We start from the raw sequence: 15,016 nt of genomic DNA, 5'->3' as shown, positions 1-15,016 counted from the left end.
GCGGGGCGGGGTCATGCGGGCACCTGTTCGACCTGCGGACGGGCGAAATAGGTCTTGCCGTCCAGTTCGTGGCCACCCTTGTCAGCGCCGCGACCGCCGACCTGCTTGAAGTTGAACACCCGGCCCAAATCCAGCGACTGGTCGCGCAGGTCACGCGCCCACTGGATATCCATCGGACGAGCATTGCGGCCGCTCTCGCCTCCGACAATGATCCAGTCGGGCGCATTGCAATCGAGGATCACCGGGCCAAGCAGCGGCTCGAAACTGCCGAAGGTGAACAGCGCATCCAGCGCCGCGCCCGCATTCTTCAGCTTGATCCGGTCGCGGTCATATTCGGCCTGGCTGCCGAACGTCGCGCCCAGCGCCGCATTGGGAGGGAAGCCGCCGCACTCGATAGCCATGTCGATCGCATTGCCGATCCGCTTCGACAGGTAGAGCATGACGAGGTTGGGGCATTCCCGTGCCCGGTCGAACGCTTCGCGGCGCCATGCCATCGGGACGCGGTTGTCCCAGATGTCGCCAAGGCTAAGCGAGAACACGAAAGCGCGCTTGCCTTCCTCGCCGGCAATGCGGTTCCATTTACGCAACTGCGCCCAAGTCGAGGACGAGGTGCGCACCCGGTCGCCGTCGTTGCCCCAGACAACCTTGCCATAGCGGTTGTCCATGAGGTCTTCGGCATAGCAGTTGTCGCACGGCGCGCCGACCTTCGTGCAGCCCATCCACGGGTTCCATGTATGGTCGGCCCATTCGATCTTCGTGTTCTGTGCCATAATCCTTACCCCGCCGCTATCAGCTTGCGCCGTCGCGGCGGGGCCTCCTTGGTGAATGGTTAGGCAGCGGCCGGATCGGCGGTCTTCGCGCGATCCTTCGCCGCTTTGGCGCGGGCACGGTCCTGATCGATCTTGCCGCGCGCCATGTGGATAGCGTCGTAGAGGTGGACAGCCTCGCAGGTCGCTTCGTCGCTGCCGTCGCGGACAGTCGCCACCGCGCTGCCGTTCTTGCAATCGAAGCTGGGAGCGATCACGCCGAACGAAATGACCACGCGGTCACCGCTGAAATGGTCGCGGACCTTGTGGAGCATGGCGCCGAGGTCGTTCACTTCATCGCGGGTCATCACGCCGCCTCCGTCTTCGCGCGCGGGATCAGGCGGCCGGTCTTGGGGTCGCGAAGCTGGCCGTTGGCGCGCCAGTGGGCCAGTTCGGCTTCCTGTGCGGCAACCCTGTCCTGCATCTTGTCCAACTGCCGGCGCAGGTGACGGGCCTCGCCATCCATGCTCTCAGCCATGCGGCGCTTGTTGTCGGTCTGCACGCCGATCTGCCGGCGAAACTCCGCCACCACCGCCTTGTGCTTCTTCACGCTCATCAGTCCGAACATGCTTGTTCTCCTCTAGGCCGCGCGGGCGGCGTTAAAACGGGACTTCATCGTCAAGGTCATCATCGAAGGCGCCGCTGGACTGGCTGCCAAAGCCGCCGCGCTCTTGCTCGGAACGGCGATAGTCACCGCTGCCATGCGAGCCTGCGCCGCCGCCCCAGCCATCGTCCGACTGGCGATTGCCGCCGCCCTGGGCGCCGTCGAGCATGACCAGAACAGCGCGCGGGCCGTTCAACACGATCTCGGTCGTGTATCGGTCGTTGCCGCTCTGATCCTGCCATTTGCGAGTGCGAAGCTGGCCCTCGATGTAGACCTTGCTGCCTTTGCGCAGGAACCGTTCGACCACACCGACCAGCCCCTCGGACTGCACCGAGACGCTATGCCATTCGGTGCGTTCCTTGCGTTCGCCGGACTGCCGGTCCTTCCAGCTTTCGGAGGTGGCAAGGCGCAGGTTCGCGATCTTGCCGCCGTTCTGGAAGGACTTGGTTTCCGGGTCGGCGCCCAGCCTGCCGATCAATATGCACTTATTCACGCTAGACATTGCCCGACTTTCATGAGTTGCTCCTCGCGTCGGTGAAGCCGCGCGTGCCCCGCTCTGGTTAGAAGGGCTAGATTGTCCGAAGTATTGTTCGAACGGTTACCATCGACATGGTGAACCACTTCGTCCGGTAGCAATCGTCTACCTAGCCGCTCCTCCATGAGTACTACGTGCTCAGACCGGCCCTTGTTCGGCCCACGCGTGAACTCGACGTAACCATTCGGCTTTATCGAAACGCCAGCAGCAGTGGCGTCCGCTTGCTTAATTCTGACCGCGCTCAAGTGCGCTTTCGCCTCAGCCGACATTGGCCTGCGCGGCGACTTAGCCCCAAGCCTTCCGCCAGAAGCGGCAAGCTGGACTCCTTCGGCGCGCGTCCTTAACGCTCCGGCATTTTTGATATGATACCGTGCCGTGCTGGTGGCTATCCCATGCTGACGCGCCACCTCAGGCAAGCTCATGCCAGCTCGATAATCCGCGATCAGGCAGACCTTGTTCAGGGAGGCCATTACGCTGCCGCCGCCATCGCATTGGTTTCATCACGGACGCGCTTGGCGATCTCGTCCTCATCGGTGCCATTGAAGGCCTCGCCGCGCTGCTCGTCCGCCGGGCCTTCGTTCGCGAACGGGTCATCGTCCGACTGAGCCGCCGCCTTGTCGGCGTCAGCCGCGATCTGCTGAATTTCGTCCATGATCGGGCGCAGCATCGGTCGGGCGGCCTTGCCCTCGTCCGTCGCCCACCAGGCCTTGAAGGCATCCGAGCCGGCGCGCGCCTTCTCGCGGGCGAAGTCCATCATTTCCTTCTGACGCTGCGCCTCACCCTCGCCCTTTGCCCATTCTGCCATAGCGGCGCCGGTCATTTCGCCCATCGGGCGGCGCGGGTCGAACAGGTTCTTGAACTGGTCGGACACCTTGATCTGGTGGACCGGGCAACCGGGAGCGACGGGATCGAGAATGATCATCGCGGTCATTTCGAACATCAGGTCGCCGTCGCTCGCCGGATCCCACGGCACATCCTTGCGCCGGGTCTTGGTGGCGCGCGCGTTCTCCGCCTTGTCGCCGAACCCCTTCTGCATGACCGGCTTGGCGCGGGTGCAGATGATGATGTTGGTCTTGGCGCGAACGATGCGATCGATCAGCCGGCGATACTTCGGTTTCACCTCGGCCCAGGCCAGTTGCCCGAACTTCGACGGGTCGATCTCGTAGCGGCCGTTGGCGCGCTTCTGCGCCTGCTCGACAAGCCGGTCCAGCGCCAGCGCCTGCTCATCTAGCACGCCGCCGATGCCTTCCCAGGCATGGGAGAAGCTGTCCAGAATGACCACCGGCAGCTTCGCCGCCTCTGCCGCGTCGATCACCTCGATCCAGCGGTCCACCCCGAAGCCGACCAGTTCGCCGTCATCGTTGATGGCGGTGAAGTCGAAGTGCATCATTTCCGGAAACGCTTCCTTGTAGTGAAGCGCGCGCTTGTTCTCGGTGTCGACATAGCCGATCGGGGCGCCCTTCTTGCCGGTCATGCTTTCGGCAATGCCGCGCGCGACGCGCAGGGCGGTGAAGGTCTTGCCCGTGCCGCTGCCGCCGGACAGGCCAAGGGCGATGGTGCGCGGCTCGGTGATTTCGTGGACGGGAATGAACCTGATGGTCATTGTGTCTGCTCCTGATAGATTTCGATGATCTTGGCGATTTTCGCCTCTGCGGCGGCGGCGGCCTCTTCGATCGCCGCCTGAATGATGTGGTCGGGGTAGACCCGGATCACGGCCATCGGCAGCTTGTCGGAGAAGCTGATGAAGTCGATCCAGTCGAGTTCGCCGACCATCAGGCCGGTCTGGTGCTGCATGATGAACTCAGACGGGATCGCGCCGGTCAGGGCATGCTCCACCACCGTCTGCACCTGATACTTCTGCTTGCGGCTCTTGCACTCGATCGCGCCGCGCGTGCCGACAGGGATGCCGTCAGGCGAATAGCCCAGCGTGAAGCCCCATTTGTCGTTGGTGATGAAACCGACTTCCTGGACGGGGCCGAACTGCTCAGCATAGCGCGCCCGCGCTTCCGCTTCGTCGTTCTGACCGCGGATCATGTCGAAGGTCTGGAACAGCGGTTCCACGAAATTGGTGATCCGCTGGGCTGCCAGTTCGTAGATATGCTTCCGGCAAGCATCGTCATCAGCGACAACATTCCATTCGCGCTGCTTGTAGGGTTCACCGTTCTTCTTGACCCGCGTTTCTTCCTTGGGCGGCGCGTTGATGATCAGCTTCATTTCGCTGGCGGTGATCAGGCCGCAGCGGGCTTGCAGCCATTCCATGCTGCCCTGTTCCATGTGGTCGTGGATGACCTTGCCCTTGCCGGTGGCGCCACCTTTCGGTTCCACCTTCGGCTCCGGCTTGATCTGCTCCACGCGCTCACGGTCGAAAGCGTCGAATATGTCGTCCTGGCGCGGCTCGACATAATCGAGGGCAAAGGGATTGTCCGTCATGGTCAGAACCTCAGCGTGACGTTGGGGACTTCGCCGGCAAGGATGGCGACCACGATCTTGCGGGCGGTTTCCTCGTCGGCGCCGCAGGTCATGAGTGCCTGCTTGGCGGCGGTCTTGACGCTGGTGCGGTGCGCTTGGTCAGCCTCGCGGCGCGCCTGCTCGGCGGCGATGCGATTAGCTTCTGCCTGCCGGTCAGCCTCTTCCTTGGCGATCCGGTCGCGTTCGGCCTGTGCGGCGCGCTCGGCTTCCTCGGCACGGCGGTTTGCCTTGTCGATTTCCGCCTGCTTCTCGCGTTCGGATTCTTCGAGCGCCTGCCGCCTCGCTTCCTCGGCTGCTTCACGCTCGGCACGCTCAGCTTGGGCTTTGGCCGCTTCCTTAAGCCGCTCCAGTGTGGAGAACCGGACACGCTCAACATCTTGAGCCATGTCCCCATAGGCCTGCTTCGCGGCCTCCCCCATTTCGATCTTCTCTTCCAGCTCGCGCATGAGAATGACGTATGGGTAGGTTTTGCCGCCGATCATCCCGAGGCCGCACTGCTCGATATGAGCGATGACATCCCGAGCGTGGCGACGCTTTCCTTCCGCGCGCTCCTCCTCTTCTCGCTTCGCTGCATCAGCAGCTTCACGCTCAGCTTCAGCGGCACGCAGGCGCTCCAGTTCAGCGCGATCCGCCTCTTCCTTGGTCAGCCGGGCAAGCGCATTCTTGAGCGCATCCACGGCCTCGGCCTTGATCTGCTCGACCTCGGCCAGGCGCTCCTGATAGACATCGGGATCGAGCGTGATGCACCACACCTGAGTGCCGCGCTCGCGGACCATGGCGGCGGTGTCGAGGCTATCGACGCGGGCATGGGCTTTGAGCTGGGCAATCATGCCCTCGATCGCCGCGATGCGCGACTTCTCCGCCTCTTCCCAATCGGTCAGGGGTTTGCGCGCACTGACGGCCAAATCGTCAAGCCGCGCCTCGATCCCCTTCCACGCGCCATTTACCAGCGCGGTATTGTCCCGCCATTCCTGCGTCAGGCGCTTGCGGTCCCGATCGATGCTGGCCTTCTCGGTGCGCACCTTTGCAGCGGCCGACGCGATGGCATCGCGGCCCTTCTTGGTGGTCAGATCAACCGGCACAGCGTCGATGTCCGCCTGCAGCTTGGCATAGAAGGCGTCAAACTTGTCCTGATCGAACAGGACGACGGCAGCGGCTGCATTGCTGGCTGCGGCGGGCACGATTTCATTCGCAGGCGCGATGGCCATGTCAGTTCCTTTCGCGATATCGGGAGTTTCGGCGGTCAAAGGTGCGACCCCACCAACAACCCCATCATGAACACCACAGCCCCCGCCCCGATCAGCTCGGCATATGGAGGGTGGAGGCCGATGCGGGCGTCGCGGTTGGTCAGGGCGGATATGATCTGGCGGATGGTGTCGGTCATGACCGGGCCTCCATCTTCTCGCGGTGGGCGCGCTGGTGCATTTCATCCATGCTGACCGGCGGTTCACCCTCGCACATGTCAGAAAAGGCATCGGCCGCAGCGTCGTCCATTTCGTCCTGCGTCATCGGACGCCAGCCATGGCCAGCGCAGTCGCTGCACTCGACCATGAAATCATCCGGCGAAAGATCATCCATGCCGACGAAGCGCGACCGTCGGTTCGGGTTGACCCCGCACACTTCGCCATGGCCGTTGCAGGTCGTGCATTCGATGTCTGGCGCAAAGCCGTTGAGGTAGTGCGTCATGCTTCGCTCCTCACAATCCTTATGGCCATCGACACGGAAACCACGTCCCGGCGCAGCGCATCGTTGAACTCTTCGACCGCACCCCATTCGGCTTCGGTCATTTCGCTGGTGCCGCTCACGCTGTGGTCGCAGATGGCTTCCTCGCGGATATCCTCGATCTGCTGGTGCAGGCGGTTGGCGGCCTTTTCGATATGCGGCCAGGCGGCGTCGAAGGTGCGCGGATCGCATCCCGACAACTCGTTCGCGTCCATGTCGAACAGCGCGATCATGGCGCGGATCACGGGCTTGGCGGTCACCAGCCAGTTGCCCGCCTTCTCGGCAGCCGCTCCCAGGGCGGTGTGCGACGTTGCGTCGATGAGGGTGGCGATGGTCATGCCGCAATCCCCCGCCCCGCATTGACCGCGACCGCAATGTCGATCGCTTCATCAACGCTCAGGCCGACAGCGATGCGCGCGGCTTCACGGCCACCAAGGCGTTCTGCGGCAAGGAAATGCTCGTTCTGGATGGCCGACAGCTTGGTGACACGTTCGTCGCTCTCGTCGTAGGCCAGCCATTCGTCGCTGGTCAGGTAGAACTGCTTGACGTGCCGCAGCTTGGCCGGCGGTTCGATCGCGCAGGACGCGAGGATCGCGATCGCCTGCGGAGTGTCCTGCCATGGAATGATGCGCATGTGGTGGCTCCATCTCGCGGTTTCCCGCTGGTGCCGGGTCTGCGCTTTCGGCTCACCGGCTGATGGAGGTGTTATAAGGTGTGTTTTGACACACCGTCAATAGAGAAGTGTGTTTGGGCACACATTTTTATGCGCCCACAAAAAAGCCCCGCAGCGAACGAGCGCGCGGGGCTAGTGGGGGAGGAAGGCGAGCAGGGGTATGCCGCCGTCAGCCGCTAGAGCAGGGTTGTGTTACGACGATGTGGCAGACCGACGCCTAAGCCATCTCAAGATCGCCGCCCTGTTCAGCATCCGCCTCCATTGAGCGAACGTGCTTGAGATAGTTGGCCGCCAGAGCGAGATGAACCCGCTTGGCTGACGGATCGCTGGTCATATTGGCTTTCCGGATCTCAGTCCTGGCGCGGCGCTCATAATAGGCCTTTTCCGAAATTCTGCGCATTTTGCTCCTCCTTGAGTTGAACAAAAGCGACCTCGTTGAGAGACCGCTATCCCAGGCGGCGAGTCTTGGGACGCTCCGAATTTACCAAAGAGCGGCTCGATTCTTCAAGAGGGAGGAGCCATGAAAGACCCCGCCTCGAGCTGGTCGGGCGGGGCGGTGAAGGCGTGGGATGTTCGGAAGGGTTATTCTTGAGGAAAGACTTCTAGCGCTGCTTGGAGTGGCAGGAACATTTTGCTCCCCTTGTCATAGTCCTCAAACCCAAGCGAATGATAGAACGGCTTCACTTCTTCGCTGATTGGGACAAGCACCAGATGCGGTAGCCCGATTTTATAACCGACTTCTGCGAAGGTCGCGATCACACTACCGACAAGCCGCTTCCCAATCTTCTGGCCTTGCATAGGTCGATGCACGCCAAGCCAGACCAGTTGCAGGCAGGGGAACCGATCGCCTCCGCCAAACAAATGATATTTCCCTGGCAGCTTGCTAGCCACCTCGGTTGCGCAAGCGTAAGATGCAAAGCCCGCAGGAGCTTTCGCAGTTTTTAGCGAAGCGCAGGTTATGCGATGGGATCCGCGAGAATGCGCCTTCCACGCTTCGCGCGCGAAATACTTGTCGATGTCCTTTTCGCCACAACTGAAAGCCTGCCCGCACGCTTCCTCGGTGACGTGCCAGAAGTCGATCGGTGGCGGCCCCTCCCCCTGGTCCGCCAAGCCGTTACTCCGCTTTAATGCTTTCCTTATAGAGGCGAGCTACCTCTTTGAGCATCGGCGTGGCGCCGCCGCTCTTCTTGTAGGCCTTCTCGCCCACCTTGAAAGCAGCAGCAGTGGCGCGCTGGGTCACATGACCGCGCGAGAAGCCAAAGGGCTTACGCATCGCTACCATTTCAGTTGCTCCTTTCTAAACGGTTGTAGCGCGGATCGGATTAACGAGGCGTTTCAACCTTCGCTTGAAATAGTGCAATTCGCACTAAATTGACAGGGGCCGATTTATCATTTACGTACCTGAACAGGCGGTACGTAAATGACGCAGCCAGCCGCCCTTCACCCACTTTCCGAATCAACGATCCCACTCAGGGAACGTTCCAGCCGCCCGCTCAGGCGACGGAAGTAACTTCCACTCGGAAATGATTTCCGGATAACGTTGTCCGCCGCGGACTTATCCCCATCCAAATCCCGATAGGAAACGCCCTGCCCCGCTAGGTGTAATCGTCCGCCGTCAAAACCCGATCAATCCGCAACACCTCGGCCATATCGATGCGAAACACTTTTGCCGGATTGTATTGCTCCAGCTCGACATACTGCGCTGATCGCCTGACCAAACGCTTCACCAGCACGCATACCGCGCGCGAGCCATCGTCGCTTTCATCCTTGGGGCGAAGATAGACCACAACATCATCATCGACCCGCAGCCTGGCGTCCCGCTGGGCGAATAGAAACGCACCGTCGCGGTGAGCCGGATACATGCTGGAACCTTGCACGTAGAGGCCATAGACCTTCTCCACGCCATGCGAGATCGGCGGCCGCTTTCTGTATTCGATAACATCGCCGGTGTTCAGCGTCGTCTGCTCGATCCTCTCCCCTTCAATCAGCATCTCCGCTCCCAATGCCGTGCCATATACCGGCAGATTTTCAGGCAGCCGCTCTAGCGACGCACCTTCAAATTCGACAGGCCGCGCGTTCGACTTCGGACGCTCGGGGAGACCGACAGTTGTGGCGGTTCCGGCCATGATTTCGTCAACCGTGACACCATAATGCCTAGCGATAACAGCAAGTTTAGGCCCGCCGACGCTTTTCGTCTTTTCAAGGAAAATGTCGCGAATACCGGTCTCACTGAGGCCGAGACCAATCGCCAGTGGTTTAGCTTTATCGCCCCGCTCATCCATCATTCTTCGGATGGACTCGCGGACTGCATCAATGGGAAACGGCTGCTTAGACATGTGTGTGTTATCACACGACAAAGCGCTATTTATGTAGGGGGCATCGGACACACCTTGACGGTGTGTTTGGACACACCTATAGTCCACATCCATGGACACCATACTCTCAGACATCGAAGCCTTTCTCGACGCTCAGGAGTTGGGAGCCGCCACGTTCGGCGACCTCGCGATGAAGGATAGGCACCTCGTCCGCCAGTTGCGCAATGGCCGCCGGCTATGGCCCGAGACTGAGCGGAAGATCCGCCATTTCATGGCCACCTACCGCCCCACCAAGCAGGTGGCGGCATGAGCGGCGCCCTGTTCGATCCCGTGACTTACGGCAAGCTGCTCGAGCGGCTCAGCGACGCGGAAGCTACTGCAAAGACGCGGGGTTGCCCTGCCGCTCATCCCCAGTCCTGCACGTTTCCAGTATCTGGGCTGCAAGCTGTTCAGCGAGCGCCACAGGAAGCACGAATGGCTGATCGTGCAACTGTTCTGATCCCTGCTCATCTTCTGTCTGATACCGAAGCTGGATTAGAAAATAGTCGTCTATCTTCGCAGTCAGCCAATCTGCGACCGGCGACGCTGCAACATTCTGCCCATCCGGGGTTGTCTTCCACTTCATGCGATTCTCCTTCGCAGGCATCTGAGCCTAGCGAAGCCGGAGAGTCCACCAAGCCCGCGAGCGCGGCGGCGTGAGCTACGCATGCGCATCCGGCGGCGCCCGCGCCTGCAACTGCATCGGCCCGCAGAACGGCGATCCCGTCTGCCCGTGCGCCATGCCAGCCTATCGCGAGCAAGAGCTTGGCCGGCGGGCGCTGGACCTGATCCGTGAGCAGGGCCGTATGCGCGATCTCAAGGAGACGCCAGCGGAGAAGGCGAAGCGCATCGGCGTCCCGCTCATCCCTGCCAAGCCAAAGGTTCCTGCCGCCCCTTTCAATCCGAACCGCACGGTCAGCGTCTGTGGCGAATGCGGCTTGGAAATGAAGGCTGTCATGGGCTTCGTCTGCTCGCGAGCCAATTGCCCCTGTTTCCCGCAGGTAACGGCCTAGCACATGTCCCACCCCCTCACCGATCACCTGTCCCCCACGCCGATCCACGCCCCCTGCGCGGTCAAGGTCGGCGGTCATAGCTTCGGCTTCGGGGCGCGGTTCTTTGCCATCGCCACCGTGCCTAACGGCGGCGTCGGCGGGCGTCCGGTCGCACCCGTTCCCTGCGATCGTTCGTCCGCCACCAATTCTGTTCCTGAGGGTCGCACCCAGGACGGCGCCGAGGGTCGTTCCCCTTCTCCGGCTCTCGGCGCCAATGTTTCCACTCTCGATCATGCTGCAACCGCTAACGGAAAGGCAGTCCGACATCATGCGTGACAGAAACGAGATTGTGCGTGAGCGCCAATCCGCGATCCGCCGTGAACTCGATCGCCGGGGCATCGCCCTCAAGGTCGTCGCGATGGATGCTGAGATCAGCTATTCATCGATCGCCAGCTATTTCCCGCTGCCTGGCGGGGAACGCCCGGCAATGATCCCGATGGGCGTCGTCTATGCGCTGGCAGAGGCTCGCGCCATCCCGGACGATTTGCTGTCGCTCCTGCTGCCTGTCGGCTGCCTCATGGTCCGCGCGCCGGAGGATATCGATCACGACGAAATGGAGCGGGTCGCCCGCGACTATCTCGCCGCCAAGGGCGCCGCGCACCATCCCGATAGCCCCGGCGGGCGCGAGATCAGCGACTGCGAGGACGATGCCCTTGATGCGAAGGCCGCGCGCCTTCGGGCGGTGGCAGCATGACCGGCCCCCAGGAAGCCGCGCTGGCTGAGGCTGTGCGGAAGGCGAAGGCGGCGACCCGCAACGTCGGTCGTGTGATCCTCCAGCCCGCGCACGTCTATGACGATATCCGGGCTGATCGCGATGCGCAGGTCCGTGCACTCAAGGGTGAGGGCCTTAGCCCCATCGCCATCGCTCGCAAGATCGGCTGTTCCCCGCCCACTGTGCGGGAAGCGATACGGAGGTTGGCGCTGTGACCGTCACCCTGCGCCCCTATCAAACCGCCCTTCTCGATGGCGCACGCCAAGCGTTCCGCGAGCGCAAGCGGGCTGTCCTGCTGCAACTCCCGACCGGCGGCGGCAAGACCGTTTCGGGCTCGAAAATGATCGAGGGCAGCAGCGCCAAGGGTAATATCTGCTGGTGGCTTGCCCATCGCCGCGAGCTGATCGGCCAGACCTCCAAGACCTTCGCTGCCATGGGCATCCAGCACGGTGTCATTGCCGGCGGCCACTCCTCCGATCCCGCCAAGCGCGTTCAGATCGGCAGCATCCAGACGGTCGCGCGCCGGCTCGACAGCCTCACGCCGCCTGACCTGATCATCTTTGACGAATGCCACCACCTCGGGGCCAGCCAGTGGCAGAAGGTTTTCGAGGCATTCCCGGATGCCAAGATCATCGGCCTCACCGCTACGCCCTGGCGCCTCGATGGCAAGGGGCTCGGCCAATGGTTCGAGGACATGATCAACGGGCCCACCGTTTCCGAGCTGATGGATGAAGGCGCGCTGTCCCGATATCGCCTGTTCGCCCCGACCCAGATCGATACCGGCGCGATCAAGATTCAGGCCGGCGACTTCAAGAAGGACGACCTGGCCGCCGCCATGGACAAGCCGTCGATCACTGGCGACGCGGTGGCGCATTATCTCAAGCTGTGCCGTGGCAAGCGCGCCGTCGCCTTCGCCGTCAACGTCGAGCATAGCCAGCATATCGCCGCGCAGTTCAATGCCAACGGCGTTCCGGCTGAGCATGTCGATGGCACGATGGACGCCGCATCGCGTGATGGGGCGATCCAGCGGTTCATCGCCGGCGAAACGCTGGTCCTGACCAACTGCGAACTCTTCGGCGAAGGCTTCGACGTCCCCGCGATCGAAGCCGTCATTCTCTTGCGCCCGACCAAGAGCCTGTCGCTTCATCTGCAGCAGGTGGGCCGCGCGCTCCGCCCGGCGCCTGGCAAGGCTGAGGCGATCATTCTCGATCATGCCGGCAACAGCCTGAACCATGGCCTGCCCGACGATGACCGGGAATGGACATTGGCCGACAGAGAGAAGCGCAAGGCCAGTGACAAGGCCACGGTCGCGATCAAGACCTGTCTCGAATGCTTCCATGTCTACCGCCCGGCCCCGAAGTGCCCACAGTGCGGCCATGTGCCTGAAGCACAGGGGCGCGAGATCGAGCAGCGCGACGGTGAACTGGCCGAGGTTGACCCGGCGGTTCTGCGCGCCGCCCGCAAGCAAGAGGAGCGCCGGGCCCAGAGCGTCGATGACCTGATCGCACTCGGCAAGGCGCGTGGATACAAGAACCCGGTAGCTTGGGCGTCGAAATTCCATGCCGCGCGGCAGGCGGCCCGGTCCCGATATCAGCCTGATTACGGGAGGCGCTACGGATGAACGCTGCCCACACTGATCTTGTCCGCTCGATCCTGCTGGCCGTTTCCCCGCTCGGCCTGTGCTGGAGCAACGACACGCCGGGGCTCGCCTATACGCGCGACGGCAAGCCCTTCAAATCCGGCCTGACCGGTTCCAGCGATATACTCGCCTGCATCAAGGGTCGGTTCGTCGGGATCGAATGCAAGACCGGCAAGGGCCAGCTGTCCACACCGCAGCGTCGGTTCCGCGACGCCGTGATCCGCAGCCATGGCGTCTTCATCGAGGCCCGCAGCGTCGATCAGGTCATGGCCTGTCTCAAGTCGGAGGGCCTGGCATGAGGCACCGCGACATCATCGACGTGGCCCAGCCCACACGCCCCTATTTCGACGCCATCGCGGCCGACTGCGCCGAAGTGGTCACCGGATATGCCCGCCATCATGCCTATGGCGAGGCGGCATCATTCCAGCGCCAGATGATCAGCGCCCTCGACGCGATGCTTGGCGACACGATCGGCACCGGCTGGCGCAAGGCTGTCCGTGCGCAGGCGAAAAACCCGCGCGCCGCCACGGCATGGAAGGCTCGCGCGCTCAATCTCGACGCGGAAGACCCGCACATGTCCGTAGCGCTGGCCTGCTTCGCGCCGTTCAAGGCCGAGACATGGATGCTCGCCGTGCCGCTGCCGATCCCCTGCCCCATGGGCCCGAAATTCGCCGAACCGGAGGATATTGTCTTGATCGACCCCGCCACTGGCGCGGCCGCCCTTCATAGTGGCGACACCGACACTTTGATCCGCTGCGATGACGCAGACCGTTTCAGCGTCATGGCAGACGCAAAGGCATGGGCCCGAGAGATCGCCGCCAGCGCCGTGGAATGGTTCTATCGCCGCGAGCAGGCGCACCGCGTCGCCAATATCGCGCCGGATTGGCTTGGCGCACCGTCCGCTCTTGCGATCGGGAACCAGGACAAGATCGCGTGGCCCCGCGTGACCGCCATCACGGCGGGTGACGGCATCGATGCCGCGCGGCTCAAGAAGGCCATCTTCCGCCAGACCCGGATAACCCATGTCGAGAGCGCCATGCAGATCGGGAGGGCGGCGTGACCATGGCGAATGTCATCGACCTGAACGCCTGGCGCCACAACCTCCAGATGGGGGACAAGGGGCCCAAGCGTAACCTGACCAACACGATCGCCCATCTTCGCGGGCTGCAGGGGCTCGGCAAGAGCCTGCGGTTCAACGAGATGACCCAGAGCATCGAGTGGAACGGAAAGCCGATCGAGGATCCCGATATCGTGGATATCCGGCTGATCATCGAGCGCAATAATTACCAGCCCCAGGACCGCGATGTCCGCCCGGCGATCGACCGCGTTTGCCGCGAGAACAGCTACAACCCGGTCACCGATTATCTGAACGCGCTGAAATGGGACGGCACCGCCCGGCTTGAACGCTGGCTGCCGCACCTGCTTGGCGCGCCGGCATCGGACTTCGTGCGCCTGGTCGGGCCCAAAGTGCTGATCAGCGCAGTCGCGCGCGCTTATGAGCCGGGCTGCAAGGTCGACACCGTTCTGGTGCTGGAGGGCGAACAGGGGCTCAAGAAGTCGAGCGCCATCGCCGCGCTGTTCGGCGAGGATTACACCGCCGAATCCGTCAGCCTGTTCGACCAGCACAACAAGATGGTCATGCAGATGATGGGGGCATGGTGCGTCGAGCTGGCCGAGTTCGTCGCCGTGATCCGCAAGGACATGAACGCGGTCAAAGGGCTGATTTCGATGCGCTCCGATCGCGTCGTGCTGCCCTATGCCAAGATGGCCAGCACGCACCCCCGGCGATGCATCTTCTTCGGCACGATCAACCCCGACAGCATGGGCTACCTGACCGACAGCACCGGCAACCGTCGCTATTGGCCGGTCACCGTCACCAAGATCGATATCGAGGGCATCCTGCGCAGCCGGGATCAGCTCTGGGCCGAGGCTGTGCATCGCTACCGCGCCGGCGAGCGCTGGTGGCTGGAGGGCGACGAGAACAAGGTTGCTGCGTCTGAGCAGGTTGAGAGGCAGGAAGAGGACGCATGGGCGCCTATTCTGGAGGCCAAGCTGTATGGCAGGACGGCCGTGACAACCGACGAGGCTCTGACCGAGCTCGGCATCCCCCATGAACGCAAGGACAAGCGCGCCCAGATGCGCGCGGCAACGGCTCTGGGGCAGATCGGGTTTGAGCGGGTGAAGACGCGCCCAACGCCTGGAGCAAAGCCGATATGGGCTTGGAGGCGGTTGCCATGATCGCTGTTCCCACCTCGCGCCTTGTTCCCACCTTTGCGGGAATTCTTGAAACAATATTTCAAGTTTTCGTTCCCGCCTGTCGTGTTCCCACCTCCTGTCACCACCTTTTCAAGAGGTGGGAACGAGGTGGGAACGCACGGTTTTCTGCGCCTTTCACCCTATTTGTTCCCACCTTTGAACAAAAAGGGGAAAGAATAGGGAGAGGGGTAAAA

At 62.5% G+C, this 15,016-nt stretch carries 26 protein-coding genes; 9 read left to right on the top strand and 17 right to left on the bottom strand.

Annotated elements, in window-relative coordinates; all coding sequences use genetic code 11:
• Positions 1–11: 11 nt before the first annotated feature.
• From HH800_RS05880 to HH800_RS05805, 16 genes are all read right to left on the bottom strand, one after another.
• Positions 12–770 carry a DUF5131 family protein gene (locus HH800_RS05880; RefSeq protein WP_169860483.1) on the bottom strand — a complete coding sequence of 253 codons (759 nt, stop codon included), beginning with the start codon at positions 768–770 and terminating at the stop codon, positions 12–14.
• A gap of 59 nt (positions 771–829) precedes the next feature.
• Complete coding sequence (locus tag HH800_RS05875; RefSeq protein ID WP_169860482.1) at positions 830–1,114, bottom strand: hypothetical protein; 285 nt, start codon at positions 1,112–1,114, stop codon at positions 830–832.
• Entirely contained in the window at positions 1,114–1,374 is a 261-nt protein-coding gene (locus HH800_RS05870; RefSeq protein WP_069338365.1) for a hypothetical protein, read from the bottom strand. Before HH800_RS05870 ends, HH800_RS05875 begins: the two co-directional genes overlap by 1 nt.
• A gap of 31 nt (positions 1,375–1,405) precedes the next feature.
• Positions 1,406–1,912 carry a single-stranded DNA-binding protein gene (ssb, locus tag HH800_RS05865; RefSeq protein WP_169860481.1) on the bottom strand — a complete coding sequence of 169 codons (507 nt, stop codon included), beginning with the start codon at positions 1,910–1,912 and terminating at the stop codon, positions 1,406–1,408.
• Positions 1,900–2,070, bottom strand: coding sequence for an HNH endonuclease (locus HH800_RS29570; RefSeq protein ID WP_419248223.1), 171 nt, complete (start codon positions 2,068–2,070; stop codon positions 1,900–1,902). Before HH800_RS29570 ends, ssb begins: the two co-directional genes overlap by 13 nt.
• A gap of 344 nt (positions 2,071–2,414) precedes the next feature.
• On the bottom strand, positions 2,415–3,548 hold the full coding sequence (locus HH800_RS05855; protein WP_169860479.1) for an AAA family ATPase: 1,134 nt from the start codon (positions 3,546–3,548) through the stop codon (positions 2,415–2,417).
• Positions 3,545–4,375 carry a YqaJ viral recombinase family protein gene (locus tag HH800_RS05850; protein ID WP_169860478.1) on the bottom strand — a complete coding sequence of 277 codons (831 nt, stop codon included), beginning with the start codon at positions 4,373–4,375 and terminating at the stop codon, positions 3,545–3,547. The genes HH800_RS05855 and HH800_RS05850 overlap by 4 nt, the downstream gene beginning before the upstream one ends.
• Before the next feature lie 2 nt (positions 4,376–4,377).
• On the bottom strand, positions 4,378–5,622 hold the full coding sequence (locus HH800_RS05845) for a hypothetical protein (protein WP_235682031.1): 1,245 nt from the start codon (positions 5,620–5,622) through the stop codon (positions 4,378–4,380).
• Between the two features lie 35 nt (positions 5,623–5,657).
• Positions 5,658–5,798 carry a hypothetical protein gene (locus HH800_RS05840; protein WP_169860476.1) on the bottom strand — a complete coding sequence of 47 codons (141 nt, stop codon included), beginning with the start codon at positions 5,796–5,798 and terminating at the stop codon, positions 5,658–5,660.
• Positions 5,795–6,100, bottom strand: a complete 306-nt coding sequence (locus tag HH800_RS05835; protein WP_169860475.1) for a hypothetical protein — start codon at positions 6,098–6,100, stop codon at positions 5,795–5,797. The genes HH800_RS05840 and HH800_RS05835 overlap by 4 nt, the downstream gene beginning before the upstream one ends.
• On the bottom strand, positions 6,097–6,474 hold the full coding sequence (locus HH800_RS05830) for a hypothetical protein (protein WP_169860474.1): 378 nt from the start codon (positions 6,472–6,474) through the stop codon (positions 6,097–6,099). The genes HH800_RS05835 and HH800_RS05830 overlap by 4 nt, the downstream gene beginning before the upstream one ends.
• Positions 6,471–6,770: a hypothetical protein gene (locus tag HH800_RS05825; protein WP_169860473.1), complete on the bottom strand. Its 300-nt coding sequence runs from the start codon at positions 6,768–6,770 to the stop codon at positions 6,471–6,473. Before HH800_RS05825 ends, HH800_RS05830 begins: the two co-directional genes overlap by 4 nt.
• Positions 6,771–7,026: 256 nt before the next feature.
• Entirely contained in the window at positions 7,027–7,209 is a 183-nt protein-coding gene (locus HH800_RS05820; RefSeq protein ID WP_169860472.1) for a hypothetical protein, read from the bottom strand.
• A gap of 182 nt (positions 7,210–7,391) precedes the next feature.
• Positions 7,392–7,919 carry a GNAT family N-acetyltransferase gene (locus HH800_RS05815; RefSeq protein ID WP_169860471.1) on the bottom strand — a complete coding sequence of 176 codons (528 nt, stop codon included), beginning with the start codon at positions 7,917–7,919 and terminating at the stop codon, positions 7,392–7,394.
• A gap of 4 nt (positions 7,920–7,923) precedes the next feature.
• Positions 7,924–8,091, bottom strand: a complete 168-nt coding sequence (locus tag HH800_RS05810; RefSeq protein ID WP_169860470.1) for a hypothetical protein — start codon at positions 8,089–8,091, stop codon at positions 7,924–7,926.
• A 313-nt stretch (positions 8,092–8,404) separates the two neighbouring features.
• The gene (locus HH800_RS05805; protein ID WP_169860469.1) at positions 8,405–9,145 is read right to left on the bottom strand and encodes a S24 family peptidase; all 741 of its coding nucleotides are present in this window, start codon (positions 9,143–9,145) and stop codon (positions 8,405–8,407) included.
• A 91-nt stretch (positions 9,146–9,236) separates the two neighbouring features.
• Between HH800_RS05805 and HH800_RS05800 the strand changes: the two genes are divergently transcribed.
• A complete protein-coding gene (locus tag HH800_RS05800) occupies positions 9,237–9,434 on the top strand; it encodes a hypothetical protein (protein ID WP_169860468.1) in 198 nt (65 codons plus the stop codon).
• Positions 9,435–9,497: 63 nt separating this feature from the next.
• Here the strand turns inward: HH800_RS05800 and HH800_RS05795 are convergent, their stop codons facing one another.
• The gene (locus HH800_RS05795; protein ID WP_169860467.1) at positions 9,498–9,749 is read right to left on the bottom strand and encodes a hypothetical protein; all 252 of its coding nucleotides are present in this window, start codon (positions 9,747–9,749) and stop codon (positions 9,498–9,500) included.
• Between the two features lie 154 nt (positions 9,750–9,903).
• Here HH800_RS05795 and HH800_RS05790 point away from each other — a divergent pair, with 154 nt between their 5' ends.
• The 8 genes from HH800_RS05790 to HH800_RS05755 are packed head-to-tail and all read left to right on the top strand — an operon-like array spanning position 9,904 to position 14,804.
• Entirely contained in the window at positions 9,904–10,176 is a 273-nt protein-coding gene (locus HH800_RS05790; protein WP_169860466.1) for a hypothetical protein, read from the top strand.
• Positions 10,177–10,179: 3 nt separating this feature from the next.
• Positions 10,180–10,491 (top strand): hypothetical protein, encoded by a 312-nt coding sequence (locus HH800_RS05785; protein WP_169860465.1) that lies wholly within the window; start codon positions 10,180–10,182, stop codon positions 10,489–10,491.
• Positions 10,484–10,909, top strand: coding sequence for a hypothetical protein (locus HH800_RS05780; protein ID WP_169860464.1), 426 nt, complete (start codon positions 10,484–10,486; stop codon positions 10,907–10,909). The genes HH800_RS05785 and HH800_RS05780 overlap by 8 nt, the downstream gene beginning before the upstream one ends.
• Positions 10,906–11,142 carry a hypothetical protein gene (locus HH800_RS05775; protein WP_169860463.1) on the top strand — a complete coding sequence of 79 codons (237 nt, stop codon included), beginning with the start codon at positions 10,906–10,908 and terminating at the stop codon, positions 11,140–11,142. Before HH800_RS05780 ends, HH800_RS05775 begins: the two co-directional genes overlap by 4 nt.
• Positions 11,139–12,548, top strand: coding sequence for a DEAD/DEAH box helicase (locus tag HH800_RS05770; RefSeq protein WP_169860462.1), 1,410 nt, complete (start codon positions 11,139–11,141; stop codon positions 12,546–12,548). Before HH800_RS05775 ends, HH800_RS05770 begins: the two co-directional genes overlap by 4 nt.
• Entirely contained in the window at positions 12,545–12,865 is a 321-nt protein-coding gene (locus HH800_RS05765) for a hypothetical protein (RefSeq protein WP_169860461.1), read from the top strand. The genes HH800_RS05770 and HH800_RS05765 overlap by 4 nt, the downstream gene beginning before the upstream one ends.
• On the top strand, positions 12,862–13,626 hold the full coding sequence (locus HH800_RS05760; protein ID WP_169860460.1) for a hypothetical protein: 765 nt from the start codon (positions 12,862–12,864) through the stop codon (positions 13,624–13,626). Before HH800_RS05765 ends, HH800_RS05760 begins: the two co-directional genes overlap by 4 nt.
• Positions 13,627–13,628: 2 nt before the next feature.
• On the top strand, positions 13,629–14,804 hold the full coding sequence (locus tag HH800_RS05755) for a virulence-associated E family protein (RefSeq protein ID WP_235682113.1): 1,176 nt from the start codon (positions 13,629–13,631) through the stop codon (positions 14,802–14,804).
• Positions 14,805–15,016 lie beyond the last annotated feature (212 nt).

Origin of the sequence: Sphingobium yanoikuyae (assembly GCF_013001025.1) — a bacterium.
GTDB lineage: Bacteria > Pseudomonadota > Alphaproteobacteria > Sphingomonadales > Sphingomonadaceae > Sphingobium > Sphingobium yanoikuyae_A.
Note: the sequence above shows the minus strand (reverse complement) of the source record. Positions and strands in the feature narration are given on the sequence as shown.

What these genes read in the sequence shown, in the direction of transcription:
- HH800_RS05880 (WP_169860483.1), bottom strand. Translation starts at nt 770, where the DNA reads ATGGCACAGAACACGAAGATCGAATGGGCCGACCATACATGGAACCCG.
- HH800_RS05875 (WP_169860482.1), bottom strand. Translation starts at nt 1,114, where the DNA reads ATGACCCGCGATGAAGTGAACGACCTCGGCGCCATGCTCCACAAGGTC.
- HH800_RS05870 (WP_069338365.1), bottom strand. Translation starts at nt 1,374, where the DNA reads ATGTTCGGACTGATGAGCGTGAAGAAGCACAAGGCGGTGGTGGCGGAG.
- ssb (WP_169860481.1), bottom strand. Translation starts at nt 1,912, where the DNA reads ATGTCTAGCGTGAATAAGTGCATATTGATCGGCAGGCTGGGCGCCGAC.
- HH800_RS29570 (WP_419248223.1), bottom strand. Translation starts at nt 2,070, where the DNA reads ATGGAGGAGCGGCTAGGTAGACGATTGCTACCGGACGAAGTGGTTCAC.
- HH800_RS05855 (WP_169860479.1), bottom strand. Translation starts at nt 3,548, where the DNA reads ATGACCATCAGGTTCATTCCCGTCCACGAAATCACCGAGCCGCGCACC.
- HH800_RS05850 (WP_169860478.1), bottom strand. Translation starts at nt 4,375, where the DNA reads ATGACGGACAATCCCTTTGCCCTCGATTATGTCGAGCCGCGCCAGGAC.
- HH800_RS05845 (WP_235682031.1), bottom strand. Translation starts at nt 5,622, where the DNA reads ATGGCCATCGCGCCTGCGAATGAAATCGTGCCCGCCGCAGCCAGCAAT.
- HH800_RS05840 (WP_169860476.1), bottom strand. Translation starts at nt 5,798, where the DNA reads ATGACCGACACCATCCGCCAGATCATATCCGCCCTGACCAACCGCGAC.
- HH800_RS05835 (WP_169860475.1), bottom strand. Translation starts at nt 6,100, where the DNA reads ATGACGCACTACCTCAACGGCTTTGCGCCAGACATCGAATGCACGACC.
- HH800_RS05830 (WP_169860474.1), bottom strand. Translation starts at nt 6,474, where the DNA reads ATGACCATCGCCACCCTCATCGACGCAACGTCGCACACCGCCCTGGGA.
- HH800_RS05825 (WP_169860473.1), bottom strand. Translation starts at nt 6,770, where the DNA reads ATGCGCATCATTCCATGGCAGGACACTCCGCAGGCGATCGCGATCCTC.
- HH800_RS05820 (WP_169860472.1), bottom strand. Translation starts at nt 7,209, where the DNA reads ATGCGCAGAATTTCGGAAAAGGCCTATTATGAGCGCCGCGCCAGGACT.
- HH800_RS05810 (WP_169860470.1), bottom strand. Translation starts at nt 8,091, where the DNA reads ATGGTAGCGATGCGTAAGCCCTTTGGCTTCTCGCGCGGTCATGTGACC.
- HH800_RS05805 (WP_169860469.1), bottom strand. Translation starts at nt 9,145, where the DNA reads ATGTCTAAGCAGCCGTTTCCCATTGATGCAGTCCGCGAGTCCATCCGA.
- HH800_RS05800 (WP_169860468.1), top strand. Translation starts at nt 9,237, where the DNA reads ATGGACACCATACTCTCAGACATCGAAGCCTTTCTCGACGCTCAGGAG.
- HH800_RS05795 (WP_169860467.1), bottom strand. Translation starts at nt 9,749, where the DNA reads ATGAAGTGGAAGACAACCCCGGATGGGCAGAATGTTGCAGCGTCGCCG.
- HH800_RS05790 (WP_169860466.1), top strand. Translation starts at nt 9,904, where the DNA reads ATGCCAGCCTATCGCGAGCAAGAGCTTGGCCGGCGGGCGCTGGACCTG.
- HH800_RS05785 (WP_169860465.1), top strand. Translation starts at nt 10,180, where the DNA reads ATGTCCCACCCCCTCACCGATCACCTGTCCCCCACGCCGATCCACGCC.
- HH800_RS05780 (WP_169860464.1), top strand. Translation starts at nt 10,484, where the DNA reads ATGCGTGACAGAAACGAGATTGTGCGTGAGCGCCAATCCGCGATCCGC.
- HH800_RS05775 (WP_169860463.1), top strand. Translation starts at nt 10,906, where the DNA reads ATGACCGGCCCCCAGGAAGCCGCGCTGGCTGAGGCTGTGCGGAAGGCG.
- HH800_RS05765 (WP_169860461.1), top strand. Translation starts at nt 12,545, where the DNA reads ATGAACGCTGCCCACACTGATCTTGTCCGCTCGATCCTGCTGGCCGTT.
- HH800_RS05760 (WP_169860460.1), top strand. Translation starts at nt 12,862, where the DNA reads ATGAGGCACCGCGACATCATCGACGTGGCCCAGCCCACACGCCCCTAT.
- HH800_RS05755 (WP_235682113.1), top strand. Translation starts at nt 13,629, where the DNA reads ATGGCGAATGTCATCGACCTGAACGCCTGGCGCCACAACCTCCAGATG.